Below are 25032 nucleotides of genomic sequence, written 5' to 3' on the forward strand. Positions count from 1 at the left end.
GTACGGGCAACAGACCGACTGAGTGTCGTCCGCCCCGGAACGGTTCCGGTAATTGAGGGCAAATCGATGCGTGATCACTGAAATTTCGAGTGGATGTGCCTGGTTCACGCCGCCGATGACTAAATTGATCTTGACCATCTCATACGGCCGGGCCCCACACAGAACAAGCCTTGCGCCTGCAGCACGACCATGATTTTCAGGCCTGGTCGAAACCCGCTTGAACGCGGTCACTGGTCAAGATGACTGCCTTTCATATGCCAGATAAAACCCGATGGGGTAGAATAGCCGCCTTTTCCGCCATGCCCCCTTGAGGACTGCCATGTTCAGCCGTGATTTGACTATCGCCAAGTACGACGCCGATCTGTTTGCCGCCATGGAGCAAGAAGCTCTGCGTCAGGAAGAACACATCGAGCTGATTGCCTCGGAAAACTACACCAGTCCGGCCGTCATGGAAGCTCAGGGCTCGGCCCTGACCAACAAGTACGCCGAAGGCTATCCAGGCAAGCGCTACTACGGTGGTTGCGAGTACGTCGACATTATCGAGCAACTGGCCATCGACCGCGCCAAGGAACTGTTCGGCGCTGATTACGCCAACGTCCAGCCACACGCCGGTTCGCAAGCCAACTCGGCGGTCTACCTGGCCCTGCTGCAAGGCGGCGACACCATTCTGGGCATGAGCCTGGCTCACGGTGGTCACCTGACCCACGGCGCCAGCGTTTCGTCCTCGGGCAAGCTGTACAACGCCGTTCAGTACGGCATCGATGCCAACGGCATGATCGACTACGACGAAGTCGAGCGCCTGGCCGTCGAGCACAAGCCAAAAATGATCGTCGCCGGTTTCTCTGCCTACTCGCAGATCCTCGACTTCCCGCGCTTCCGCGCCATCGCTGACAAGGTCGGTGCCTACCTGTTCGTCGACATGGCGCACGTCGCCGGTCTGGTCGCCGCAGGCGTCTACCCGAACCCGGTGCCATTCGCCGACGTCGTGACCACCACCACGCACAAGACCCTGCGCGGTCCGCGTGGCGGCCTGATCCTGGCGCGCGCCAACGCCGAGATCGAGAAGAAGCTGAACTCGGCGGTGTTCCCTGGCTCCCAGGGCGGCCCGCTGGAGCACGTCATCGCGGCCAAGGCCGTGTGCTTCAAGGAAGCGCTGCAGCCTGAGTTCAAGACCTACCAGCAGCAAGTGGTGAAGAACGCCAAGGCCATGGCCGGCGTGTTCATCGAGCGTGGCTTCGACGTCGTTTCCGGCGGTACCGAGAACCACCTGTTCCTGCTGTCGCTGATCAAACAGGACATCTCCGGTAAAGACGCTGACGCCGCTCTGGGTCGCGCCTTCATCACCGTCAACAAGAACTCCGTACCGAACGACCCACGCTCCCCGTTCGTCACCTCCGGCCTGCGCTTCGGCACCCCGGCAGTGACCACTCGCGGCTTCAAGGAAGCTGAGTGCAAGGAACTGGCCGGCTGGATCTGCGACATCCTGGCTGACCTGAACAACGAAGCCGTGATCGACGCGGTTCGTGAGAAGGTCAAGGCCATCTGCGCCAAGCTGCCGGTTTACGGCGCTTGATGAGTTTGGTTTAAACGCAGTACCAAAAGCCCCGACTTGTGAGAGCCGGGGCTTTTTGTTGGACGCTCACCGTATGGACAGAAGCTCAGCCGCTGCCCGACCTCTCAGCCGCATACCTTCTCGAACCCCGCCCGTATCTTCTCCTCCGGCAACTCATCGGCAATGAACACAATCACGCTCTCGCGCTTTTCGCCTTCGGCCCACTCGGTGTCCCAGTCGAAGCCGTACAGCTTGAGCACGCCCTGAAACACCATCTTGCGCGGTTCGTCTTCGATGTTGAGCACGCCCTTGTAGCGCAGCAGTTGTTTGCCGTGGTCTTCGAGCAGTTCATTCATGAACTCGCTGAGGCGGTCCAGATTCAGTGGTTTGTCGCTGCGCAGGACCAGGCTGCTGATGCGGTCAGCGGAATTGCCGGCCGGGGCCAGCGGGCGCAGGATCATGCCGCCGCCCAGGTCAGCGTTGAGGTTGAAGCCGCGTACGTCGAGCAGTTCGGCGAGGTCGATTTTGCCGTGCTCGACGATACGGATCGGCGCGCGGCGGTTGATGCGGGTCAGGCGCGCACTCAGGGCTTCGAAGGCTGCGTCGTCGACCAGATCACGCTTGCTGACCAGCAACCGGTCGGCAAAGCCGATCTGCGCCTGGGCGATGGTTTGCGCCAGGTGGGTATCGGCGTGCGCGGCGTCGACCAGGGTGATGATGCCGTCGAGGATGTAACGCTCGCGCAATTCTTCATCAATGAAGAAGGTCTGCGCGACCGGCGCCGGGTCAGCCAGGCCGGTGCATTCGATCACCAGTCGGTCGAACGCGATTTCGCCGCTGTCCATACGCTCCAGCAACAGGTAGAGCGCCTTGGTCAGGTCGGTGTGAATGGTGCAGCACACGCAACCGTTGGACAGGGTCATGATCTGTACAGGGTCGGTGCCGAGCAACTGGCTGTCGATGCCAGCATCGCTGAATTCGTTTTCGATCACGGCGATTTTCAGGCCGTGTTCGGCCTTGAGCAGGTGGCGCAGCAAGGTGGTCTTGCCGGCGCCCAGAAAACCGGTCAGCACGGTCACGGGGATGGGTTGCAACTCAGTCATAAGGCTCCTGGCGTGAGGCATTCAGCTGAAATGAAAACGCGCCACAGGTGATGGCCTGCGGCGCGTCGGATCAAACCATAACGCAGATCAGCGGATCAACAGCACTTCGGACCGGCCTTGCCGCCGTACCGTGCCTCTTGCCGTTCCCGGAAGAACTGCTCGTAGGTCATCATCGGCTTGTCCGGATGAGTGTTCTGCATGTGTTCGACGTAGGTGTCATAGTCCGGCATGCCCACCATCAGGCGCGCGGCCTGACCGAGGTATTTGCCGAGGCGACTCAGGTCATTGAACATGGGCAATTCCTCTGTGGGTAACCATCGTCACACCTGCGACGCTGGCGGCATGGCCTGGAACGGCGCTTCCTTGTCGGTGCGCTCCTTGGTGCTCCAGGCCGCACGGCCGACTTTAATGGCGTAGAACAGGATGCTGAACACCACGAACAGGAACAGCACGGTCAGCCCGGCGTTGGTGTAAGCGTTGAAGATCACGTGCTGCATCTGGTCCATGGTCTTGGCCGGGGCCAGAATCTGACCGGCATCGGCCGCAGCGCTGTATTTCTTGGCCAGGGCCAGGAAACCTACCGCAGGGTTGGCGTCGAACAGTTTGATCAAGCCAGCGGTCACGGTGCAGATCAGTAGCCAGACGGCAGGCAGCATGGTCACCCAGACGTAGCGCTGACGCTTCATCTTGATCAGCACCACGCTGGCCAGCATCAGGGCGATACCGGCGAGCATCTGGTTGGAGATACCGAACAGCGGCCATAAGGTATTGATGCCGCCCAGCGGGTCGATGACGCCCTGATAGAGCAGATAGCCCCACAGCGCCACGCAACCGCCGGTGCCGATGGCGTTGGCCGTCCACGACTCGGTGCGTTTCAAGGCCGGAACGAAGCTGCCCAGCAGGTCCTGCAGCATGAAGCGTCCGGCACGTGTCCCGGCGTCGACGGCGGTCAGGATGAACAGCGCCTCGAACAGAATCGCAAAGTGGTACCAGAACGCCATGGTGTTTTCACCCGGCAGCACCTGATGGAGGATCTGTGCGATACCGACGGCCAGCGTCGGAGCACCACCAGCCCGCGCCAGCACGGTGTTTTCACCAATGTCTTTCGCCACAGCCGTCAGTTGCTCCGGCGTGATGGCAAAGCCCCAGCTGGACACGGTCTGCGCAACGGTCACCACGTCACTGCCGACCACGGCAGCCGGGCTGTTCATGGCGAAGTACACGCCCGGCTCGATCACCGAAGCGGCAACCATCGCCATGATGGCCACGAAGGACTCCATCAACATGCCGCCGTAACCGATGTAACGGGCGTTCTTCTCGTTATCCAGCAGCTTGGGCGTGGTGCCCGACGAGATCAGTGCGTGGAAACCCGACACTGCACCGCAGGCAATGGTGATGAACAGGAACGGGAACAATGCGCCCTTCCAGACCGGGCCTGTGCCGTTGGTGAACTGGGTCAGGGCCGGCATTTTCAGCTCGGGCGCCAGGATCAGGATGCCGATCGCGAGTGCCAGAATGGTGCCGATTTTCAGGAAGGTCGACAGGTAGTCACGGGGCGCAAGCAGCAGCCAGACCGGCAGCATGGCCGCTACAAAGCCGTAACCGACCAGCATCCAGGTGATCTGCACACCGGTGAACGTGAACATCGGCCCCCAGGTCGGATCCGCCGCTACCATCCCGCCGACCCAGATCGAACCGAGCAACAGAATGACACCGACGATGGAGATTTCACCAATGCGCCCCGGACGGATGTAGCGCATATAAATGCCCATGAACATCGCGATCGGGATCGTCGCCATGACCGTGAACATGCCCCACGGGCTCTCGGCCAGGGCCTTGACCACGATCAGCGCCAGCACCGCCAGGATGATGATCATGATCAGGAAGCAGCCGAACAGCGCGATGGTGCCGGGAATACGGCCCATTTCCTCGCGAACCATGTCACCCAGCGAGCGTCCGTCACGGCGCGTGGAGAGGAACAGGATCATGAAGTCCTGCACCGCACCGGCCAGCACCACGCCGGCGATCAGCCAGAGCGTACCGGGCAGATAGCCCATTTGCGCTGCCAGTACCGGGCCGACCAGCGGGCCTGCGCCAGCGATGGCGGCAAAGTGGTGTCCGAAGAGAATGTGTTTGTTGGTCGGCACATAGTCCAGACCGTCGTTGTTGACCACCGCCGGTGTCGCGCGCAGCGGATCGAGCTGCATGACGTGAGTGGCGATGAAAAGACTGTAGTAACGATAGGCAACCAGGTAGATAGCTACCGCAGCGACCACTATCCACAAGGCGTTTATCGCCTCTCCGCGGCGCAAGGCCACGACCCCAAGGGCACATGCCCCGACAATTGCAACGATGAGCCAGGGAACATGGCGCATCAGACTATTATTATTTTTCATTTTTTTTATTCCAGCAGAGTTGACTAGAAGGCAAGCCATGCGAGTTTAGCGCCGGATCAGCGAAAGACCACCCCCAACCAAGGTCTAGGTCGAATTTTGATCAATTGCGGCAGATACCCGGCATAGAGGGCTGGAATGGCCGCGACAGATGGCGGTCCGATCACAAAACCGTGATACAGAACTGTTCTGTAATTGCTTTCCGGTCTATCGTGCATGGACAACAGAATCGATTAGATAACGACCTGCCGCTGACCTCTCGTGGCGGGTAACAAGAGAGTTCATTCGATGACCGACTCACCTGCAGATCGCCGTCGTTTCAAGCGCATTGCCTTCGACGCCAAAACCGAATTGAAACAGGGCGATCAGACCTGGAAGGTTCAACTGCTCGACCTGTCCCTGAAAGGCCTGCTGATCGAGCGACCCGAGTCATGGACCGCCCATACGGCGCAGCCCTTTGAAGTCGATATTCGCCTGAGCAATGACGTGTACGTGCACATGGATGTCCAAATCACCCACGACCATAACCGGCAACTCGGTTTCGTCTGCCGGCACATCGGGCTGGAGTCGATCAGCCATCTGCGGCGCCTGATCGAGCTGAACCTTGCCGATCAGGACGAACTGGACCGCGAGCTGGCAGCACTGATCGAACTCTAGACCGCTTACTCGAACAGCGCATCCAGGGCCTGCTCCAGGCGCGTAACGGCAATGATCTGCAAGCCGGGCGGCGCTTCCTTCGGCGCATTGCCCTTGGGCACGATGGCGCGCTTGAAGCCGTGCTTGGCGGCCTCCTTGAGGCGCTCCTGGCCGCTGGGCACCGGCCTGACTTCGCCCGACAGCCCCACCTCACCGAACACCAGCAAGTCATGCGGCAACGGACGATTGCGCAGGCTGGACATCACCGCTGCCATCAAGGCCAGGTCGGAGGCGGTTTCCAGCACCTTCACACCACCCACCACGTTGAGAAACACGTCCTGATCGTGAGTGGGAATGCCGCCATGTCGGTGCAGGACCGCCAGCAACATGGCCAGACGATTCTGATCCAGACCCAGCGTTACGCGGCGCGGATTGGACATGTGACTGTCGTCCACCAGCGCCTGCACCTCGACCAGCATCGGCCGCGTGCCCTCCCAGGTGGCCATGACCACACTGCCCGGTACTTCTTCCTGCGCACGGGTGAGAAAGATCGCCGACGGGTTGGAGACTTCTTTCAGGCCCTTGTCGGTCATGCCGAACACGCCCAGCTCGTTGACCGCGCCAAAGCGGTTCTTCACCGCGCGCAGCAAACGCAGGCGGCCGTCCGATTCGCCCTCGAAATACAACACGGTGTCGACCATGTGCTCAAGCACACGCGGGCCGGCCAGTGCACCTTCCTTGGTGACGTGGCCGACCAGGAAGATCGCCGTACCGCTCTGCTTGGCGTAGCGCACCAGCAAGGCGGCGCTTTCGCGAACCTGCGACACGCCGCCAGGGGCCGACTGCAGCTGTTCGGTGAAAATCGTCTGGATCGAATCGATCACCATCACCTTGGGCTTCTCGACCTTGGCGGTGGCAATGATGGTCTCGATGCAGGTTTCGGTCATTACCCGCAGCTTGTCCTGCGGCAGCCCCAGGCGCCGGGCACGCATGGCGACCTGCTGCTGGGATTCCTCACCGGTGACATACAGCGCGGGCATGCGCTGGGCGATGTTGCACAGCGTCTGCAAGAGGATCGTGGACTTGCCGATGCCGGGGTCGCCGCCAATCAGCACCACCGAACCGTCAACCAGACCGCCGCCGAGCACCCTGTCCAGTTCGGTGGAGTTGGTGGAGAAGCGCGGGATTTCTTCGACGCTGACTTCCGCCAGGGTCCTGATCTGCGCTTGGGAACCGGTCCAGCCGGTACGCCCGGTAGGCGGCGCGGCGGCACCGCTTTCAATCATGGTCTCGACCAGTGTGTTCCAGGCACCGCATTCGCTGCACTGGCCCGCCCACTTGGGAAATGTCGCGCCGCACTCGGTGCAGCCGTACAAGCGTTTGGCCTTGGCCATGACAACCCCAGTCGTTAAAAAACGCCCATGATAACGCAGGTTGCAACCCCTGCCAGTCGCTCGGCGACAACTGCTTTTGAAAACCGGATAAAACTTACGCGAACGACTTCGGTCGATTGAACGTGGCACGGGCGGCAGCAGTACGTCTGGGCTACACTCATCCGGATCAAATTTATCTGCTACAAGGAATTACCCCATGAGCGTGCTTAAGGAATTCAAGGCATTCGCGGTCAAAGGCAACGTAGTTGATATGGCTGTCGGTATTATCATCGGCGCGGCATTCGGCAAGATCGTTTCTTCGTTCGTCGGCGATGTCATCATGCCGCCGCTGGGCCTGTTGATTGGCGGTGTCGACTTCAGCGACCTGGCCGTCACCCTGCGCCCCGCGCAAGGGACTGCCCCGGCAGTGCTGCTGGCGTACGGCAAGTTCATCCAGACCGTCATCGACTTCATCATCGTCGCGTTCGCGATCTTCATGGGCGTCAAGGCCATCAACCGCCTGAAACGCGAAGAAGCCAAAGCCCCTACCCTGCCGCCAACGCCCTCCAAGCAGGAAATCCTGCTGGGCGAGATTCGCGACCTGCTCAAAGAGCAGAGCAAACCGGCAGCGCCCATTACCGTGGATCCTGCGCGTACGCTTTGATTGAGCAAGGCCTGCACCTGCAGGCCATCGGCCCTAACCACGATGGCACTGACGACGCAAATTGCGACGTAAGTGACGGCTGAGTCCTGGCGCTGATCCGGGGGTAACTCGGCAGGACGCCGAGTTAGCCGCACCGCGCCATGGATGGCGCGTTGCGGCGCCCCCCGGATCAGTGACAGGGCGAAGGAACCCGACGAAGTCGGGCCGGAAACGGAGCTGCGGGTTTTGCTTACTTTGGCCCCATCAAAGTAAGTCGCCGAGGGGCGAAAAGGTGACCTGAGTCGAACCCTATCAAACTGACAAAGAAAAGCCGCTGTGTGACGCAGAGCGTCACGAACTGCATTCCCACGCGGAGCGTGAGGAACGATGGTTATGTGACTATCGTGCCAATGCTCGGCACGATAGCCATCGTTAGCCGCCAACCCTCACCAATACGTCTCCACCGCCACCTGCCCCGGCTTACGTGACAGGCTCAAGCGCATCTCGCGCTGCTTGAGAATCGCCCGAGTGTCATCGATCATCTGCGGATTGCCGCACAACATCACCCGCGAATGCTCCGGCGTGAGAGCAATGCCGGCCGCGCGCTCCAGCTCCCCGTTTTCGATCAACTGCGTGATACGTCCATTCAATGCGCCCGGATGCTGTTCACGGGTCACCGTGGGCAGAAACAGAAACTTGTCCGCGTATTCAGCCAGGTACTCACGCTGCATCAGTTCGGCAATCAATTGCTGATAGGCCAGCTCGCGCGACTCACGAACGCTGTACACCAGAATCACCCGCTCGAACTTCTCCCAGACCTCGAAATCCTGAAGGATCGACAGAAACGGTGCGACCCCCGTCCCAGTGGATAACAGCCAGAGATCGCGCCCATCAATGAAACGATCCAGAGTCAGGTAACCGAACGCCTGCTTTTCCACCAACAGGCTGTCGCCTTCACGCAAACGGCTCAACTCGCTGGTGAATTCGCCATCCGGCACCACAATGGAAAAAAACTCCAGAAACTCGTCGTGCGGTGAAGAAACCATCGAATAGGCACGCCATACCACTGAACCGTCGGCCTTGGTCACCCCGAGACGCGCGAACTGTCCGGCACGAAAGCGAAAACCGGGATCACGCGTGGTGCGCAGGGTAAACAGGTTCGCGGTCAGCGGCGTTACACGCTGCAATGTCTGTCGGGTGAATTTGTCGTCACTGACGGTCATGGTGCGCTTTGAACTCCTGAATATGGAAAGCAGAGCCCAGTGTCCCGCAAAGCAGGCTCGATAAACACCGGCTGTTTGTGATGGATTATCCGGCAACGGGCTCTGCCGCTTAGAGTATTTGGTTCTTGGATCAGCCCTTGCCGGGTCGAACATCCACAGAGCCGATTACCCCGACCCTTCTCGCGCGGGGTTTTCAGCCGACAGCCCCAGAACACGCAGCCATGTGCCATCAGCCCATCCGTCCGGCTGATCCGCAGCCCGACGGATTGCGGTCTATTTGTTCCTAGACTGGATAAACACCCAGCAAGGTCTGTACACGTACTGCAAGGAGGCTACATGAACACAATGGACATAAATTTCTCACAGCCCTCGCCAGCAAAAAACCTGACTCAGAGAGAAATCGAAGTCCTCAAGTGGTCCGCCGAAGGCAAAACAGCTGGCGACATCGCAATGATCCTCTGCCTGAAGGAACGCACCATTCACTTCCACATTGCCAGTGCCATTCAAAAAATGGGCGTTTGCAACAAGACGGCTGCCGCCGTACAAGCCGCGCTCAGCGGGATGTTCTGACAAACGGGCAATCACCGCGTAATCAGACAGGTATCGAAACGAAAAAATACGTAAAATCGTTTGTCTCAGCGAGCCCACCTGTCATCGGGCTCACTGACATACCTTCGATTGCACAGAGTTCTCCCGCCAATGCCCCTGCTCATCAGTCCCTTCGCTGAACTTGATCTCATTCGCCAACCCGAGCAACAGGATGAGCCCCTGCAGGCATTCGATGCCGCCGACGAGTACCTGCTCAATCATGTTGCACAGGCAGGGCTCAGCCTGCCCAGCCGGGTTCTGGTGCTCAATGACAGTTTCGGCGCGCTGGCGGCGAGTCTCGCGCCGCATGCCACGGTGATCAGCAGTACCGACTCGTTTCTGGCGGCGCAGGCGCTGGAAAAGAATCTGGCGCGCAACGGCATGAGCTACGACGCAGTACCGCACATCCCGGCCAGCGAAGCGTTGCAGGGGCCCTTCGACTGGGTGCTGATCCGGGTGCCCAAGACCCTGGCGCTGCTGGAAGAGCAACTGATACGCCTGCAAGGCCAGCTGGCCCCCGGCGCTCGGGTCATTGCTGCGGCAATGGTCAAGCATTTGCCGCGTTCGGCGGGCGACTTGCTGGAGGAATATGTAGGGCCGGTGCAGGCCTCGCTGGCAGTGAAAAAAGCCAGGCTGCTGTTCGCCACGCCACAGCCCATGGAAGTGCGCACCTCGCCCTATCCGACGCGCTACCGGCTGGAGGAGCCGGCCATCGAACTGCTCAACCATGCCAATGTGTTTTGCCGCGACGGGCTGGACATCGGCACTCGCGCCTTCCTGCCGCATCTGCCGAAAAACCTTGGCACGGCAAGGGTCGCAGACCTGGGTTGCGGTAACGGCGTACTGGCCATTGCCAGCGCGCTGGACAACCCGCAGGCGCACTACACGCTGGTCGACGAGTCGTTCATGGCCGTGCAATCGGCAGCCGAGAACTGGCGGGCGACGCTGGGTGATCGCGACGTCCGGGTTCGGGCTGGCGACGGTCTGGAGATGCAGGAGCCTGACTCGCTGGATGTGGTGCTGTGCAACCCGCCCTTCCACCAGCAGCAAGTGGTCGGCGACTTTCTTGCCTGGCGGATGTTTCTGCAGGCGCGTGCCGCGCTGGTGACCGGCGGGGCGCTGTACATCGTCGGCAATCGCCACCTGGGTTATCACACCAAGCTGTCGCGCCTGTTCCGCGGCGTCGAACAAGTCGCCGCTACGCCGAAATTCGTGATTCTGAAAGCCCGCAAGTAACTCACTGCACAAAAAAAGACCCCCTTGCCACGCGAGTGGCAAGAGGGTCGCAAAACGTGTCCGGAAGACACGAACGGGAATTCAGTATCAGTGTGTCGTCAGGCCCGCTGCGCTCATGAACATGCGCATCAGGCTGGCCACGATGAACAGCGCGAATACGCTGCCCGCCCAGATTCCGACCAGCCAGGCCAGTCGCTGCCAGAGCGGCTTGCTCAGCGCCGGATCAGGATCGTGCATGGAATTTTTACCAGACATCGTCATTCTCCTCGGTTCGGACTAGTGATAACCGTCTGCAGCCGTCACCTTGCCGCGGAACACGTAGTAGCTCCAGAAGGTGTAGCCCAGAATGAACGGAATGATGAACAGCGTGCCCACCAGCATGAAGCCCTGGCTCTGCGGCGGCGCGGCGGCTGTCCAGATCGATACCGAAGGCGGAATGATGTTTGGCCACAAACTGATGCCCAGACCGCTGTAACCCAGGAAGATCAGCAACAGGGTCAGTAGAAACGGCGTGTAGTGGGCATTTCGGGCCACCGCCTTGAACAGACCGTACATGGTCACCAGCACCAGAATCGGTACCGGCATGAACCAGAACAGGTTCGGCATGCTGAACCAGCGATGCGCGATATCAGCGTGGGCCAGCGGCGTCCACAGGCTGACCACGCCCATGACCGCGAGCACCGCAAGGGCCAGCGGACGTGCCAGATCATGCATCGCCTTCTGCAGCGAGCCTTCGGTTTTCATGATCAGCCAGGTGCAGCCCAGCAGCGCGTAAGCGACGATCAAGGCCAGCCCGCAGAACATCGGGAATGGCGAGAGCCAGTCCAGCGAGCCACCGGCAAACTGGCGATCGACCACCGGGATGCCTTCAATGTAGGCACCCAGCGCCACGCCCTGGAAGAAGGTCGCCGCCAGCGAGCCGCCAATGAATGCCTTGTCCCACCAGTGACGCTTCAGCTCGGTCGCCTTGAAGCGGAACTCGAACGCCACGCCACGGAAGATCAGGCCCATGAGCATGAACATCAGCGGCAGGTACAGCGCAGACAGGACCACCGAGTAGGCCAGCGGGAATGCACCGAACAGTGCCGCACCGCCCAGCACCAGCCAGGTTTCGTTGCCGTCCCAGACCGGCGCGACGGTGTTCATCATCACGTCGCGGTCGGAACTGTCCTTCATGAACGGGAAGAGAATCCCGATACCCAGATCGAAACCGTCCATCACCACGTACATCATGATGCCGAAGACGATGATGATGGCCCAGATCAGCGGAAGATCGATACCCATGGCTTAAATCCCCTTGCCGTGACGGTCAAGATTGTCGCCATCTTCTTCGCCTTCAACAGCAGCGGAGAGCGGACGGGCCGGTGTGCGTTGCTGGCCGGGACCACCGTGCGGCACATGTTCGACATAGGCTTTCGGCCCTTTGCGAACCAGACGCATCATGTAGCCAAGACCGGTGCCGAAGAGCACGAAGTAGACGACCACGAACAGCACCAGGGTGATGCTCATCTGCGCCACGCTGTGCCCGGAAGAAGCATCGGCGGTGCGCATCAGGCCGTACACGACCCACGGCTGACGGCCGATTTCGGTGGTGAACCAGCCGGCGAGAATAGCGATCAGGCCGGATGGCCCCATCCACAACGCCAGGTACAGGAACGGACGCGAGTTGTACAGCGTGCCGCGCTTGCGCAGCCACAAGCTCCAAAGGCCGGTGAAGATCATCAGCATGCCAAGGGCGACCATGACCCGGAACGACCAGAACACGATCGTCGAATTAGGGCGATCCTCAGGCTTGAATTCCTTGAGCGCAGGCACCTGCTTGTCCAGGCTGTGAGTCAGGATCAGGCTGCCCAGGTACGGAATTTCCACCGCGTACTTGGTACGTTCTTCCTTCATGTCGGGAATGCCGAACAGGATCAGCGGGGTCGGTTCGTCACCAACGTTCTCCCAGTGACCTTCGATGGCCGCAATCTTCGCAGGCTGATGCTTGAGCGTGTTCAGACCGTGGAAGTCACCGACGACAGCCTGGACAGGCGCCACCAGCAGGGCCATCCACATGGCCATCGAGAGCATCTTGCGCACTGCAGGTGTGTCGCGGCCCCGCAACAGATGCCAGGCGGCCGACGAACCGACGAAGAACGCCGTCGCCACGAACGCGGCGATCGCCATGTGCGTCAGGCGATAAGGGAACGACGGGTTGAACACCACAGCGAACCAGTCAGTGGGAATGACCCGACCGTCGATGATCTCGAACCCTTGAGGGGTCTGCATCCAGCTGTTGGACGACAGAATCCAGAAGGTGGAGATCAGCGTGCCGATGGCGACCATTACCGTGGAGAAGAAGTGCAGGTTGCGGCCGACACGATTCCAGCCGAACAGCATGACGCCGAGGAACCCCGCTTCGAGGAAGAACGCGGTCAGCACCTCGTAGGTCAGCAGCGGGCCGGTCACAGCACCTGCGAAGTCGGAGAAGCGGCTCCAGTTGGTGCCGAACTGGTAGGCCATGACAAGCCCGGAAACCACGCCCATGCCGAAGTTGACTGCAAAAATCTTCGACCAGAAGTGGTACAGGTCACGGTAGACGTCATCGCGGGTCTTCAGCCACAGACCTTCGAGCACAGCCAGGTAACTTGCCAGACCGATGGTGATGGCAGGAAACAGGATGTGGAACGAAATCGTGAATGCGAACTGAATCCGGGCGAGATCTATAGCCTCTAAACCGAACATAAGATGTTCCTCTCTCAGATGAAACCTGCTGCCGGCCGCAAGCCAACAGCGATTGCCCCCACGGTAATGAGTGCTTATGTTTCTTTATTCTGGCGTTTCCAATGGCGAAAACGCTGGTCGATGCACTGATCGTTGCCTGAACACACTGATACAGATCAATCGACCATCAAAGAGTAGTCCTGTTCGGCCATTAAAGTCGTGTGGTCTATTGTCGCGTGGCGGGTTGTCTCACCTGCGGAGAACTGCGGCGTCTATCGTTCCTCACGCTCCGCGTGGGAATGCAGTTCGTGACGCTCCGCGTCACACATTGCAGCGTTGACGCCTGATTCAGGCGTTACAAGGTGCACGCACCCTCAAAGCCTGAGCCTGGTTTACGCGCGCTGTCTCGCCGTGCTGAAAATTTGTGACGCAGAGCGTCACGAACTGCATGCCAACGCGGAGCGTTGGCACGATAGGCAGTTGGATTCGCGCTCAGCGGGAGAGCGCCTTGCGAAACGCGAGCAGCTCCATTGTTACAACAGCTTATCCAGCGTGATCGGAAACTCGCGGATCCGTTTGCCGGTGGCGTGATAGATCGCGTTGGCAATCGCTGCCGGCACACCGACGATGCCGATCTCGCCGACGCCCTTGGAACCCAGCGCGTTGACGATGTCGTCGTGTTCTTCGACAAACAGCACGTCAATGTCGCCGATGTCAGCGTTCACCGGGATATGGTACTCGGCCAGGCTGTGGTTCATCGGGCGGCCCAGGTCGTGGTCAAGCATCGCCTCTTCCTGAAGCGCCATACCCATGCCCCAGACAACGCCGCCCAGAATCTGGCTGCGCGCCATTTTCGGGTTCACGACCCTGCCCGCTGCCACGGCACTGACCACACGATTGACCTTGATAGTGCCCAGATCCTCGTCGACCAGCACTTCGACGAACACCGCCGAGTGCGTGGCTGCCGCGTAGGCTTCGCGCTTCTTGTCCGGCTCGGCGTCGACTTGCACCTCGATGACACCGTGGGGCTGAGACGCTGCCAGTTCAGCCATCGATAGTGCCTGATCGCCGACATACAGCTTGCCCGCCTCGAAGCGAACCTCATCCGGCGTCACAGAAGCGAATTGCGGATGCAGCCCTTTGGCAACTTCCAGTACCTGACGCTGCAGAGCCTGACAGGCCTGCTGCACCGCAGTACCGACTGAAGACACCGTGAACGAGCCACCCTGCAACGGCGCGGTCGGCAACGAAGAGTCACCCAGCAGGAAGCTGACGTTATCCACCTCGATACCCGACGATTCTGCAGCGATCTGCGTCATGACGGTATAGGTGCCGGTGCCAATGTCGGTGGTAGCGCTGCTGACCACCAGCGTGCCGTCCGCTTGCAGACGCGCCTTGGCGCTGGCCTTCATCTGCATGGCCTCCCAGACACCACCGGCCATGCCCCAACCGACCAGCTGACGGCCTTGACGCATGCTGCGTGGCTCAGGGTTGCGGCTGGACCAGCCAAAGCGTTCGGCACCCTGTGCGTAGCATTCGCGCAATTCCTTGCTCGAATACGGCTTGTCTTCGTTACCGTTGCGCTCGGCGTAGTTGGTCAGGCGCAGGCGCACCGGATCGATAGCCAACGCGTAAGCCAGCTCGTCCATGGCGCATTCCAGACCGATCATGCCCAGGGCAGCACCCGGCGCACGCATGTCGAGCGGCGTGAACACGTCCAGCGGCACCAGTTTGTAGGTCAACTGCACGTTGTCGCAGTGGTAGAGCATGCCGCTCCATTCCACGACGTGTTCGCTGAAGTCCTCGAAACGCGAAGTCTGCCCGATGGCTTCATGACCGACCGCCAGCAAACGACCGTTGGCAGCCGCGCCCAGACGCAGGCGCTGAATGGTGCGCGGACGATAACCGAAGGTGAACATCTGCTGGCGGGTCAGCGTCAGGCGCACGGAGCGCTTGAGGTGCAGTGCAGCCATTACTGCCAGCGGCAGTTGATATTGCGGGCGCAGGCCAGAACCGAAGGCACCACCGACGAAAGCGGCCAGCACGCGGATCTTGTCCTTTTCCAGGCCGAACACCTTGTGCAGATAGTCCTGACAGTTTTGCGTGCCCTGGGTCTTGTCGTGAATCTGCAAGCTGCCATCGGCCTGATACAGGACGGTCGACGCATGCGGTTCCATCGGGTTGTGGTACTCGCTGGGCGTGCTGTACGTCACGTCCACGCTCAGCGCGGAGCTGGCAAGTTCGCCTTCGAAGTTGCCACGCGGCGGCGGCAATTCGGCAGGCGCGTCATAGGCGGTGTCGAGCATGGCCTGCAGATCGGTCTGGTGCTCCTGCTGCTCATATTCGATACGCACCAGCGAGCCCGCGTGACGCGCCAGTTCCAACGTATCGGCAACGACCAGCGCGAGCGGTTGGCCGCTGTACATGACGTTGTCGTTGTAAAAAGGACGAAACGGCGAACCGTCGGCCGAATCGGCATCCTCATAGTTTTCGTCATAGCTGGCCAGCCACGGACGATTGGTGTGGTCGATGACCGCGACCACACCCGGAACCTTCATTGCCTCGCTCTTATCGATGCTGGCGACGCGACCGTTGGCGATGGTGCTGGAGACCACGCTGCCATACAGCAACCCTTCTTCAGGGTATTCACCGGCGTAACGTGCGCCCCCGGTCACTTTCAGGCGGCCGTCGACGCGGTCCACAGGCTTGCCCATTGGCGAAAATGGCTGGTTCATTGGGCGCTCCCTCCTGTTGCGGCATCGCTCAAGGCACGAATGATCGCGCGGCGGGCCAGTCTGACTTTGAAACCGTTGTGCTCCAGAGGCTGCGCATCTTCAAGCATGGCGTCTGCAGCAGCGGCGAAGTTCTCGCGAGTGACCGGCTTGCCGACCAACAGCGCTTCGACCGCCTTGTCGCGCCATGGCTTGTGCGCGACACCGCCCAATGCCAGACGCACGTCGCGAATCACATCGCCGTCCATATCGATGGCGGCAGCCACCGATATCAGGGCAAACGCATAGGACGCACGGTCGCGGATCTTCAGATAAGCGTTGTGGCTGACAAAGCCGTTTGCAGGCAGTTCGACGGCGACGATCAACTCATCGTCGGCCAGTTGATTGTCCCGTTGCGGAGCATCACCCGGCAGGCGATGGAAATCAGCAAACTCGATAGTGCGGCGGCCGGCACGTCCTTGAACATGCACCACGGCTTCCAGCGCAGCGAGTGCCACGCACATGTCGGACGGGTGAGTCGCGACGCAGTCTTCGCTGGCACCCAGGATCGCGTGAATGCGATTCACGCCGGTGCGCGCCGGGCAGCCACTGCCCGGTTCGCGCTTATTGCACGGCACGCCGGTGTCATAGAAGTAATAGCAGCGGGTGCGTTGCAGCAGGTTGCCGCCGGTGCTGGCCATGTTGCGCAGCTGCGGCGAAGCACCGGCCAGCACGGCTTTGCTCAGCAGCGGGTAACGCGCTTCGATCAGCGGGTGGTAGGCCAGGTCGGCGTTGCTGACCAACGCACCGATCATCAGACCGCCCGAGGCGGTTTCACTGACATCCCTTAAAGGCAGGCCGGTGATGTCGATCAGGTGCTCGGGCGTGGCGACGTTTTCTTTCATCAGGTCAAGCAGATTGGTGCCGCCTGCAATGAAACGCGTGGCCGGTCCGCTCAGGTTGACCGCAGCAGTGATGTCGGTCGGCTTGCTGTAAGTAAACGGATTCATGCGTTCACCTCCGGCTTCGGCGCTGCGTTGTGGAACTGCGGCAGCGCCTCTTCGACGGCGGCGAGAATATTGCTGTAGGCACCGCAACGGCACAGGTTACCGCTCATCAGTTCCTGAATCTCGGCACGCGTGCTGGCGCGCCCCTCATTGGCAAGCCCGACAGCCGAGCAGATTTGCCCGGGCGTGCAGTAGCCGCACTGGAACGCATCGTTCTTGATGAACGCCTGCTGCATGGGATGCAACTGGTCGCCATCAGCCAGGCCTTCAATGGTGGTCAGCTCGGCGCCATCACACATGATCGCCAGCGTCAGGCAGGCATTGATGCGCGTGCCGTCGCGCAGTACGGTACACGCACCACACTGGCCGTGGTCGCAGCCTTTTTTGGTGCCGACCAGATCGAGCTGATCGCGCAGCAGGTCAAGCAAGGTGGTCCAGGGCAGCACATCCAGTTGGCGGAGCTGTCCGTTCAGGGTCAGGGAAATCGCGTGGGTGGCGAATTCCTGGGGGTTCGGGGTCGTTGCACTCATGGAAACCTCACGGTAGGCGGTCACTTAGCGCACTTTTTATGCGTCTTAAGGGGTGGGACTTCGCGAGGTTTGCAACGTTCAGGCTTTCTTGATGGGCGTAGTTGTCATTGAAAGGCCGTCATCCGCAGGCAGCCATCCTGCCAAGCTGCTGGTATGATGCGCGGCTTTTTCCGACCCGCAAAAATCAAACGGGCTGCCCTGCAGTCTGTGCATTGCTGTTGGAGTCGATCATTCACGACGCGCGCCGCGTCACGGAGAGCCAGACATGCTGGAAAGGCTGTTTCAACTCAAGGCACACAACACCAACGTGCGAACCGAGATTCTTGCGGGCGTCACGACTTTCCTGGCGATGGCTTACATCCTGTTCGTCAACCCGAGCATCCTCGGCGAAACCGGCATGGACAAGGGCGCGGTATTCGTCGCCACCTGCCTGGCAGCGGCCATCGGCTCGACGGTGATGGGCCTGATCGCCAACTACCCGATCGCCCTGGCACCGGGCATGGGCCTGAACGCCTTCTTTACCTACACCGTGGTCCTGCACATGGGCCACAGCTGGCAGGTAGCGCTGGGCGCGGTGTTCATTTCAGCGGTGATGTTCTTCATCCTGTCGATCTTCCGGATTCGTGAATGGATCATCAACAGCATTCCCCTGCCCCTGCGTTCGGCGATTGCGGCCGGTATCGGCCTGTTTCTGGCGCTGATCGCCCTGCATAACGCCGGTATTGTGGTCAGCAACCCGGCGACCATGGTCGGCATGGGCGATCTCAAGCAGCCAGCCCCGGTACTGGCGACGCTGGGCTTCTTTCTCATCGTGGCCCTGGATTACCTCAAGGTTCGCGGCGCCGTGCTGATCGGCATCCTCGCGGTGACCCTGGTGTCTATCGCCCTGGGCTTCTCGCCGTTTGGCGGTGTGGTGTCGATGCCGCCTTCGCTGGCACCGACCTTCATGCAACTGGACATCATGGGCGCGCTGGACGTCGGTCTGGTCAGCATCATCTTCGCTTTCCTGTTCGTCGACATCTTCGACAACTCCGGCACGCTGATCGGCGTGGCCAAACGCGCCGGGCTGATGGGCAAGGACGGGCACATGCCGAAGATGGGCCGTGCGCTGATCGCCGACAGTACTGCCGCGATGGCCGGTTCCCTGCTGGGCACCTCGACCACCACCAGCTACATCGAGTCGGCTGCAGGCGTGAGTGCCGGTGGCCGCACAGGTCTGACTGCAGTGGTAGTCGCCGTGCTGTTCCTGCTGGCGCTGTTCTTCGCCCCGCTGGCCGGCAGCGTGCCCGCCTTCGCGACCGCACCCGCGCTGCTGTTCGTCGCTGTGTTGATGGCGTCCGGCATGGCGGAAATCGACTGGGATGACATCACGGTCGCAGCGCCAGTAGTCATCACGGCCCTGGCCATGCCATTCACCTATTCCATCGCCAATGGCATTGCCTTTGGCTTCATTTCCTGGACAGCGATCAAGCTGCTGTCGGGACGCTGGCGCGAGCTGAATTCGGCGCTGGTGATCCTGTCGATCCTGTTCGTGATCAAGCTGGGCTGGTTCAACGCATGAGTGTTCCCTTCGACCCTGCGAGCTACGACCGTCAGCTCGAAGAAAAAACCGTCCGCCTGCGCGAGTTGCTGGCGCCGTTCGATGCTCCCGAGCCACAGGTGTTCGACTCGCCACGCGAACACTATAGGCTGCGCGCCGAGTTCCGCCTGTGGCGCGAAGACCAGAAGCGCTATTACGCGATGTTCGCGCCGGGCGACAACAGGACGCCGATCCTGCTCGAGGGCCTGCCGATCGCCAGCGAGCGCATCAACGCGCTGATGCCGGTGCTGCGCGAGCGCTGGGAAGCCAGCCCGACGTTGAACCACAAGCTGTTTCAGGTGGACTTCCTGACCACGCTGGCAGGCGACGCGATGATCACCCTGTGTTATCACCGCCCGCTGGACGCCGAATGGCAGGCCGCCGCCGCGCAACTGGCCGCCGAACTGGACGTCAGCCTGATTGGCCGTTCCAAGGGGCAGAAGCTGGTCATCGGTCATGATTACGTGACCGAGAAGCTCGACGTGGCTGGCCGCACCTACAGTTACCGGCAACCGGAAGGCGCTTTCACCCAGCCCAACGGCACGGTGAACGGCAAGATGCTCAACTGGGCCTTCGATGCGCTGGGCGAGCGGCAGGACGACCTGCTGGAGCTGTATTGCGGCAATGGCAACTTCACCCTGCCGCTGGCTACACGCGTGCGCAAGGTGCTGGCCACCGAAATCAGCAAGACCTCGGTCAATGCGGCGCTGAGCAACCTGGATGACAACGGCGTGGACAACGTCACGCTGGTGCGTCTGTCGGCCGAAGAACTGACCGAAGCCCTGAACGAAGTGCGCCCGTTCCGCCGTCTGCACGGCGTGGACTTGAAGAGCTACGATTTTGGCAGCGTGTTCGTCGACCCGCCGCGCGCCGGCATGGACCCGGACACCTGCGAACTGACCCGGCGCTTCGAGCGCATTCTGTACATATCCTGCAACCCGGAAACCCTGGCCGCCAACATCGCCCAACTGCACGACACCCACCGGGTCGAGCGCTGCGCACTGTTCGATCAGTTTCCGTACACCCACCACATGGAATCGGGCGTGCTGCTGGTTAGGCGCTGAGGCTCCTCTGACTGACTATCGTGCCGACGCTCCGCGTTGGCATGCCGTTCTGGACGCTGCGCGTCCTATCCTGAACATGCGGCGCGACGCAGATCTGTGACGCAGAGCGTCACGAACGGCATTCCCACGCTGGAGCGTGAGGAACGATAATCTCGACTATCGTGCCGACGCTCCGCGTTGGCATGCCGTTCTGGACGCTGCGCGTCCTATCCTGAACATGCGGCGCGGCGTAGATCTTTGACGCAGAGCGTCACCCACGGCATTCCCACGGAACGATAATCCCGACTATCGTGCGGCGCTCTGCGTCGCATGCCGTTCCGGACGCTCCGCGTCCTATCCCGACGTGCGGCGCGACGCAGATCTGTGACGCAGAGCGTCACCCACGGCATTCCCACGCTGGAGCGTGAGGAACGATAATCCCGACTGTCGTGCGGCGCTCTGCGTCGCATGCCGTTCCGGACGCTCCGCGTCCTCTTGCGACGCGGAGCGTCGTGAAATGCATTCCCATACTGGAGCGTGAGGAACGAGAGTTCTTTCATGCTCGTCAACTGCGAAACTGTCAGAATATTTATTAGCTTCCTATCGATACGCTGGGGTATAAACCAAAAACCTGAATCAGCTGCTTCGATGGGATCCTTTTTCTTGAGCTCCGAGTCTTCCGCGCCTTCTGTACCGGTCAAGTTGTCCAGCCAGCCCGGTTTCGTCAGTTTTATCCTCTCGCGCCTGATGGCGGTGTTCGCCATGCAGATTCAGGCGGTGGTCATTGCCTGGCAGGTTTATGACATGACCCGCGAGCCGATGGCGCTGGCCTATGTGGGCCTTGCTCAGTTCATTCCCATGTTGCTGCTGTTGATGCCTGCCGGGGATCTGATCGACCGCTACAACCGCAAGATCATCCTGATGCTCAGTTGGGGTGTGCAGGCGATCTGTGGGGTCATTCTGCTGGTGTTCTCGGCACTGAAGCTGCAAGACCTGCGGCTGATCTACGGCGCGCTGATGCTGTATGGCTGCGCCCGCGCTTTTACCGGTCCGGCGCTGCAAAGCCTGCTGCCACAGATTGTCCCGCGCGACCAACTGGCCTCGGCCATCGCCACCAACAGCGTGATCATGCGCTGTTCGACCGTCGGTGGGCCGCTGATCGGTGGCTATCTGTACTGGCTGGGCGGCGCAGAGCTGACCTATTCGGTCTGCGTCGCAGCATTTATCGCCGGCATCCTGTTTCTGGCCCCCGTGGCAACGCCCTTTGCCGGCAAGCCGGTGGAACTGGGTTCCAGCGCCTGGGGCCGGTTCACCGCGGGCATTGCCTTCATTCGCTCGCGGCCGATCATCCTCGGCACCATTTCGCTGGACCTGTTCGCCGTGCTGCTCGGCGGCGTGGTGGCGCTGCTGCCGATCTACGCCCATGAAGTGTTGCACCTCGGGCCGCAGGGGCTGGGCATGCTGCGTGCGTCGATGAGCCTGGGTGAACTGGGCGTCGGCATTTACCTGAGCATGCGCCCGCTGCAGCGCAACGTCGGCATGACCATGTTTCTCGCCGTCGGCCTGTTCGGCGTCGCGAATCTGGTGTTTGCCCTGTCGACCCTGTTCTGGCTGTCATGCCTGGCCCTGCTGATCGCGGGCGCGGCGGACATGGTCAGCGTGTTCATTCGTTCAGCGCTGGTGCAGTTCTCGACGCCGGACAACATGCGCGGCCGGGTCAATGCCGTGAACATGCTGTTTATTGGCTCCTCCAACGAACTGGGCGAGTTCCGTGCAGGCACCAGTGCCTCGCTGGTCGGCGCAATCCCTGCCGCGATCCTGGGTGGCGTCTGCACGCTGGGCGTGGTCGGCGCCTGGATGACGGGCTTCAAGTCATTGCGCCAGGTCGACCGTTTTGCCGACGCCTCGCCGCCGGACGTGCTCAACGCGCAGCCCGTCAAACAGGCCTGACGGCGGCAGGTTTCAGCAAAACACAGCCACGGCACAGCTTGCGCGAACCAATCAGCCTCGCCGCACCTCTATACCCTCGCATTCTGCACACGACGCTGGCCGGAACACGCCGGACTGGCGCATTCGCGTATCAGCAGCGAAACTAATTGCACGAAAAGAAGAGGGATCCGACATGCTCTGGAAAAAAGGCCGACGCAGCGACAATGTAGTCGATGCGCGCGATGGCGGCAGCAGTGGTGGCGGCGGTGGCATGCGCATCGGCGGCAAGGGGCTGGGTCTGGGCGGCATCGTGATCATCGTCGCCATCGGCCTGCTGACCGGCCAGGACCCGATGCAGATTCTCGGACAACTGACCGGACAAGTGACCGAGCAAAGCGCTCCACCCAGCGCGCAAACGCGTGAAGCGCCGCCGGCCAACGACCAGCAGGCCGAATTCGTGCGCAGCATCCTTGGCGATACCGAGGACACCTGGCGTGCCGTGTTCGCCCAGAACGGTCGCGAATACAAGGACCCCACGCTGGTGTTGTTCAGCGGCCAGGTGAACTCGGCCTGCGGTCGCGCTACGTCGGCAACCGGTCCGTTCTATTGCCCGGCTGACCAGCAGGTCTATCTGGACATGGAGTTCTTCCGTGAAATGGCCCAGCGCTTTTCCGCCGCTGGCGACTTCGCTCAGGCTTACGTGATCGCCCATGAAGTCGGGCACCATGTGCAGACCCTGCTGGGCATTTCCGCCAAGGTCGACAAGGCTCGCCAGGCCGGGCAAAAAATGGAAGGAGCCAACGGTTTACTGGTCCGCCAGGAGCTGCAAGCGGACTGCTTTGCCGGTGTTTGGGCGTACAACGCACAAAATCGTTTGAACTGGCTCGAGCCGGGTGATATTGAAGAAGCATTGAACGCGGCCAACGCTATCGGCGATGATCGCTTGCAACAGCAAAGCAGTGGTCGAGTCGCTCCGGACTCCTTCACGCACGGCACGTCTGCACAGCGTGTACGCTGGTTCAAGGCAGGCTTTGCCCAAGGTCAAATCAATCAATGCGATACATTCGCCGCCAAGAGTCTCTGAGCACATGATTAAACCGCTTCTGGTCCTGTTGTTGAGCACTGCCTTCGTGAGCCTCGGGGCGCATGCCGAGGATCAAGCGGTCAATTCCATCAGCCCGGATCGCCTGGCGATCAATGGTGCCGAGGCGACCCTCGGGCTGAGCCAGGAGTGGGTACACCCCAAGCCGAAGATCGAGCGCGTGGTAATCGTCCTGCACGGTCGCCTGCGCAATGCGCAAACCTACCTGCGCAGCATCGAACGTGCGGCCAACCAGTCCAGAGAGCGCGGCAAGACCCTGCTGATCGCCCCGCAATTCCTGGATGAAAAGGATATCGTCGCGCACCACTTGCCGGACTCGATCCTGCGCTGGCGCCAGAACAGCTGGATGGAAGGCGCAACCTCCACCGATCCCAAGCCGGTCAGCTCGTTTCTGGTGCTGGACCACATCCTCAAGCGCCTGAGTGACAGCAAACTGTTCCCCAACCTGAAGGAAATCGTCATTGCCGGGCACTCCGGTGGTGCCCAGGTGGTGCAGCGCTACGCGATGATCGGCGGCAAGGAAGACGCCCTGCTGCAGCGTGAAGGGGTGAAGCTGCGCTACGTGATCGCCAATCCGTCGTCCTACGCCTATTTCGACGCGGAACGGCCTGAGCCGGTAACCGCGCAAAGCTGCCCGAACTTCAACGACTGGAAATACGGCCTCAACAAGATGCCGTTCTACTCGGGCAAGGAAAAGCCGGCTGACATCGAGAAGAATTACGTGAAGCGCGACATCACTTACCTGATGGGCGAGCTGGACACCGACCGTAACCACCCGGCGCTGGACAAGACCTGCGCCGCCGAAGCGCAAGGCGCCTACCGCCTGATTCGCGGGCAGAACTACTTCAACTATCTGCAGAAGCGTCACCCCGAGGGGCTGAACCAGCGCCTGGTGATCGTGCCGAAAGTCGGCCACAACGGCGACGGGATCTTCACCTCACCGGAAGGCCAGGCGGTGCTGTTCAAGCCGTTTTGAGTGATCTGGATATAACTATCGTCCCCACGCTCCGCGTGCAACGCTACATACAAGTCCGCTTTTGATTCTGGCCGGAGGCCGTGGGAGCGAACTTGTTCGCGAAAGGGTCAACATAATCGCCGAAAATGCATCGACTGAAATACCGTCTTCGCGAGCAAGCTCGCTCCCACAAGATCAGCGCTGCTGCAGAACATCTACGTGGCTCGAAAACACCACCGACCTGCGGGAGTGATCCACAGGGCTTGAAAACACGCCGGACCTGTGGGAGTGAGCTTGCTCACGAAGAGGCCGGGGCAGTCGCTGAAAATCTATATATCCGTGACTAAGCCTTCGCGAGCAAGCTCGCTCCCACAAGATCAGCGCTGCTGCAGAACATCTACGTGGCTCGAAAACACCCCCGACCTGCGGAGTGATCCACAGGGCTTGAAAACACGCCGGACCTGTGGGAGTGAGCTTGCTCACGAAGGGGCAGGTGCAGTCGCTGAAAATCTATATATCCGTTACTACGCCTTCGCGAGCAAGCTCCCACAAGATCAGCGCTGCTGCAGAACATTTACGTGGCTCGAAAACACTCCCGACCTGCGGAGTGATCCACAGGGCTTGAAAACACCCCGGACCTGTGGGAGTGAGCTTGCTCACGAAGAGGCCGGGGCAGTCGCTGAAAATCTATATATCCGTGACTACGCCTTCGCGAGCAAGCTC

21 protein-coding genes are annotated in these 25032 nt (G+C 60.7%); 10 read left to right on the forward strand and 11 right to left on the reverse strand.

What is annotated here, in order from left to right; genetic code table 11:
• The first annotated feature begins 319 nt into the window (after positions 1 to 319).
• A complete protein-coding gene (glyA, locus tag KUIN1_RS22370) occupies positions 320 to 1573 on the forward strand; it encodes a serine hydroxymethyltransferase (RefSeq protein ID WP_003419083.1) in 1254 nt (417 codons plus the stop codon).
• Positions 1574 to 1677: 104 nt separating this feature from the next.
• On the opposite strand, the gene yjiA is transcribed toward glyA, so the two are convergent.
• The 3 genes from yjiA to KUIN1_RS22385 form a co-directional block, all read right to left on the reverse strand.
• The gene (gene yjiA, locus KUIN1_RS22375; RefSeq protein ID WP_011268931.1) at positions 1678 to 2655 is read right to left on the reverse strand and encodes a GTPase; all 978 of its coding nucleotides are present in this window, start codon (positions 2653 to 2655) and stop codon (positions 1678 to 1680) included.
• A gap of 95 nt (positions 2656 to 2750) precedes the next feature.
• Positions 2751 to 2948, reverse strand: coding sequence for a YbdD/YjiX family protein (locus tag KUIN1_RS22380; protein WP_003399964.1), 198 nt, complete (start codon positions 2946 to 2948; stop codon positions 2751 to 2753).
• Positions 2949 to 2975: 27 nt separating this feature from the next.
• The gene (locus tag KUIN1_RS22385; protein WP_011268932.1) at positions 2976 to 5051 is read right to left on the reverse strand and encodes a carbon starvation CstA family protein; all 2076 of its coding nucleotides are present in this window, start codon (positions 5049 to 5051) and stop codon (positions 2976 to 2978) included.
• A 285-nt stretch (positions 5052 to 5336) separates the two neighbouring features.
• On the opposite strand from KUIN1_RS22385, the gene KUIN1_RS22390 reads away from it, so the two are divergent.
• On the forward strand, positions 5337 to 5705 hold the full coding sequence (locus KUIN1_RS22390) for a PilZ domain-containing protein (protein WP_003399961.1): 369 nt from the start codon (positions 5337 to 5339) through the stop codon (positions 5703 to 5705).
• Positions 5706 to 5710: 5 nt separating this feature from the next.
• Here KUIN1_RS22390 and radA read toward each other — a convergent pair whose 3' ends face one another.
• On the reverse strand, positions 5711 to 7078 hold the full coding sequence (gene radA / locus KUIN1_RS22395) for a DNA repair protein RadA (RefSeq protein ID WP_002555235.1): 1368 nt from the start codon (positions 7076 to 7078) through the stop codon (positions 5711 to 5713).
• 196 nt (positions 7079 to 7274) lie between these two features.
• On the opposite strand from radA, the gene mscL reads away from it, so the two are divergent.
• On the forward strand, positions 7275 to 7721 hold the full coding sequence (gene mscL, locus KUIN1_RS22400; protein WP_003399960.1) for a large-conductance mechanosensitive channel protein MscL: 447 nt from the start codon (positions 7275 to 7277) through the stop codon (positions 7719 to 7721).
• 425 nt (positions 7722 to 8146) lie between these two features.
• Here mscL and KUIN1_RS22410 read toward each other — a convergent pair whose 3' ends face one another.
• Complete coding sequence (locus KUIN1_RS22410; RefSeq protein WP_011268934.1) at positions 8147 to 8923, reverse strand: ferredoxin--NADP reductase; 777 nt, start codon at positions 8921 to 8923, stop codon at positions 8147 to 8149.
• Between the two features lie 336 nt (positions 8924 to 9259).
• Here KUIN1_RS22410 and KUIN1_RS22415 point away from each other — a divergent pair, with 336 nt between their 5' ends.
• Both KUIN1_RS22415 and KUIN1_RS22420 read left to right on the forward strand, forming a co-directional pair.
• Positions 9260 to 9493: a helix-turn-helix domain-containing protein gene (locus KUIN1_RS22415; protein WP_003340758.1), complete on the forward strand. Its 234-nt coding sequence runs from the start codon at positions 9260 to 9262 to the stop codon at positions 9491 to 9493.
• Positions 9494 to 9622: 129 nt separating this feature from the next.
• A complete protein-coding gene (locus tag KUIN1_RS22420; protein WP_024642069.1) occupies positions 9623 to 10747 on the forward strand; it encodes a methyltransferase in 1125 nt (374 codons plus the stop codon).
• Between the two features lie 87 nt (positions 10748 to 10834).
• On the opposite strand, the gene KUIN1_RS22425 is transcribed toward KUIN1_RS22420, so the two are convergent.
• The 6 genes from KUIN1_RS22425 to KUIN1_RS22455 all read right to left on the reverse strand — a co-directional run bounded on the left by KUIN1_RS22425 (position 10835) and on the right by KUIN1_RS22455 (position 17701).
• Positions 10835 to 11002 carry a DUF2474 domain-containing protein gene (locus KUIN1_RS22425; RefSeq protein WP_002555239.1) on the reverse strand — a complete coding sequence of 56 codons (168 nt, stop codon included), beginning with the start codon at positions 11000 to 11002 and terminating at the stop codon, positions 10835 to 10837.
• Positions 11003 to 11023: 21 nt separating this feature from the next.
• Positions 11024 to 12031 carry a cytochrome d ubiquinol oxidase subunit II gene (cydB, locus tag KUIN1_RS22430; RefSeq protein ID WP_054091399.1) on the reverse strand — a complete coding sequence of 336 codons (1008 nt, stop codon included), beginning with the start codon at positions 12029 to 12031 and terminating at the stop codon, positions 11024 to 11026.
• Between the two features lie 3 nt (positions 12032 to 12034).
• Entirely contained in the window at positions 12035 to 13474 is a 1440-nt protein-coding gene (locus KUIN1_RS22435) for a cytochrome ubiquinol oxidase subunit I (protein WP_003399952.1), read from the reverse strand.
• Positions 13475 to 13986: 512 nt separating this feature from the next.
• On the reverse strand, positions 13987 to 16188 hold the full coding sequence (locus KUIN1_RS22445) for a xanthine dehydrogenase family protein molybdopterin-binding subunit (RefSeq protein ID WP_103713595.1): 2202 nt from the start codon (positions 16186 to 16188) through the stop codon (positions 13987 to 13989).
• Complete coding sequence (locus KUIN1_RS22450) at positions 16185 to 17174, reverse strand: FAD binding domain-containing protein (RefSeq protein ID WP_003399948.1); 990 nt, start codon at positions 17172 to 17174, stop codon at positions 16185 to 16187. Before KUIN1_RS22450 ends, KUIN1_RS22445 begins: the two co-directional genes overlap by 4 nt.
• Positions 17171 to 17701 carry a (2Fe-2S)-binding protein gene (locus KUIN1_RS22455; protein ID WP_032619652.1) on the reverse strand — a complete coding sequence of 177 codons (531 nt, stop codon included), beginning with the start codon at positions 17699 to 17701 and terminating at the stop codon, positions 17171 to 17173. Before KUIN1_RS22455 ends, KUIN1_RS22450 begins: the two co-directional genes overlap by 4 nt.
• Before the next feature lie 265 nt (positions 17702 to 17966).
• Between KUIN1_RS22455 and KUIN1_RS22460 the strand changes: the two genes are divergently transcribed.
• The 5 genes from KUIN1_RS22460 to KUIN1_RS22495 all read left to right on the forward strand — a co-directional run bounded on the left by KUIN1_RS22460 (position 17967) and on the right by KUIN1_RS22495 (position 24330).
• On the forward strand, positions 17967 to 19262 hold the full coding sequence (locus KUIN1_RS22460) for an NCS2 family permease (protein ID WP_003396212.1): 1296 nt from the start codon (positions 17967 to 17969) through the stop codon (positions 19260 to 19262).
• A complete protein-coding gene (trmA, locus tag KUIN1_RS22465; protein WP_024659843.1) occupies positions 19259 to 20344 on the forward strand; it encodes a tRNA (uridine(54)-C5)-methyltransferase TrmA in 1086 nt (361 codons plus the stop codon). The genes KUIN1_RS22460 and trmA overlap by 4 nt, the downstream gene beginning before the upstream one ends.
• A 642-nt stretch (positions 20345 to 20986) precedes the next feature.
• The gene (locus KUIN1_RS22485; RefSeq protein WP_162886094.1) at positions 20987 to 22273 is read left to right on the forward strand and encodes an MFS transporter; all 1287 of its coding nucleotides are present in this window, start codon (positions 20987 to 20989) and stop codon (positions 22271 to 22273) included.
• Positions 22274 to 22445: 172 nt separating this feature from the next.
• The gene (ypfJ, locus tag KUIN1_RS22490; RefSeq protein WP_003399938.1) at positions 22446 to 23336 is read left to right on the forward strand and encodes a KPN_02809 family neutral zinc metallopeptidase; all 891 of its coding nucleotides are present in this window, start codon (positions 22446 to 22448) and stop codon (positions 23334 to 23336) included.
• A 4-nt stretch (positions 23337 to 23340) separates the two neighbouring features.
• Positions 23341 to 24330: a hypothetical protein gene (locus tag KUIN1_RS22495; RefSeq protein ID WP_003399936.1), complete on the forward strand. Its 990-nt coding sequence runs from the start codon at positions 23341 to 23343 to the stop codon at positions 24328 to 24330.
• The last annotated feature ends 702 nt before the right edge of the window (positions 24331 to 25032 follow it).

The sequence above is a fragment of the Pseudomonas sp. KUIN-1 genome (assembly GCF_009176725.1).
GTDB classification, from domain to species: Bacteria; Pseudomonadota; Gammaproteobacteria; order Pseudomonadales; family Pseudomonadaceae; genus Aquipseudomonas; species Aquipseudomonas fragariae.

Excerpts from the sequence above, each read along its gene's own strand:
- trmA (WP_024659843.1), top strand. The coding sequence starts at position 19,259 with ATGAGTGTTCCCTTCGACCCTGCGAGCTACGACCGTCAGCTCGAAGAA.
- KUIN1_RS22420 (WP_024642069.1), top strand. The coding sequence starts at position 9,623 with ATGCCCCTGCTCATCAGTCCCTTCGCTGAACTTGATCTCATTCGCCAA.
- KUIN1_RS22425 (WP_002555239.1), bottom strand. The coding sequence starts at position 11,002 with ATGTCTGGTAAAAATTCCATGCACGATCCTGATCCGGCGCTGAGCAAG.
- KUIN1_RS22390 (WP_003399961.1), top strand. The coding sequence starts at position 5,337 with ATGACCGACTCACCTGCAGATCGCCGTCGTTTCAAGCGCATTGCCTTC.
- KUIN1_RS22410 (WP_011268934.1), bottom strand. The coding sequence starts at position 8,923 with ATGACCGTCAGTGACGACAAATTCACCCGACAGACATTGCAGCGTGTA.
- KUIN1_RS22460 (WP_003396212.1), top strand. The coding sequence starts at position 17,967 with ATGCTGGAAAGGCTGTTTCAACTCAAGGCACACAACACCAACGTGCGA.
- mscL (WP_003399960.1), top strand. The coding sequence starts at position 7,275 with ATGAGCGTGCTTAAGGAATTCAAGGCATTCGCGGTCAAAGGCAACGTA.
- KUIN1_RS22495 (WP_003399936.1), top strand. The coding sequence starts at position 23,341 with ATGATTAAACCGCTTCTGGTCCTGTTGTTGAGCACTGCCTTCGTGAGC.
- ypfJ (WP_003399938.1), top strand. The coding sequence starts at position 22,446 with ATGCTCTGGAAAAAAGGCCGACGCAGCGACAATGTAGTCGATGCGCGC.
- KUIN1_RS22415 (WP_003340758.1), top strand. The coding sequence starts at position 9,260 with ATGAACACAATGGACATAAATTTCTCACAGCCCTCGCCAGCAAAAAAC.
- KUIN1_RS22435 (WP_003399952.1), bottom strand. The coding sequence starts at position 13,474 with ATGTTCGGTTTAGAGGCTATAGATCTCGCCCGGATTCAGTTCGCATTC.
- cydB (WP_054091399.1), bottom strand. The coding sequence starts at position 12,031 with ATGGGTATCGATCTTCCGCTGATCTGGGCCATCATCATCGTCTTCGGC.
- glyA (WP_003419083.1), top strand. The coding sequence starts at position 320 with ATGTTCAGCCGTGATTTGACTATCGCCAAGTACGACGCCGATCTGTTT.
- KUIN1_RS22385 (WP_011268932.1), bottom strand. The coding sequence starts at position 5,051 with ATGAAAAATAATAATAGTCTGATGCGCCATGTTCCCTGGCTCATCGTT.
- KUIN1_RS22380 (WP_003399964.1), bottom strand. The coding sequence starts at position 2,948 with ATGTTCAATGACCTGAGTCGCCTCGGCAAATACCTCGGTCAGGCCGCG.
- KUIN1_RS22445 (WP_103713595.1), bottom strand. The coding sequence starts at position 16,188 with ATGAACCAGCCATTTTCGCCAATGGGCAAGCCTGTGGACCGCGTCGAC.
- yjiA (WP_011268931.1), bottom strand. The coding sequence starts at position 2,655 with ATGACTGAGTTGCAACCCATCCCCGTGACCGTGCTGACCGGTTTTCTG.
- radA (WP_002555235.1), bottom strand. The coding sequence starts at position 7,078 with ATGGCCAAGGCCAAACGCTTGTACGGCTGCACCGAGTGCGGCGCGACA.
- KUIN1_RS22455 (WP_032619652.1), bottom strand. The coding sequence starts at position 17,701 with ATGAGTGCAACGACCCCGAACCCCCAGGAATTCGCCACCCACGCGATT.
- KUIN1_RS22450 (WP_003399948.1), bottom strand. The coding sequence starts at position 17,174 with ATGAATCCGTTTACTTACAGCAAGCCGACCGACATCACTGCTGCGGTC.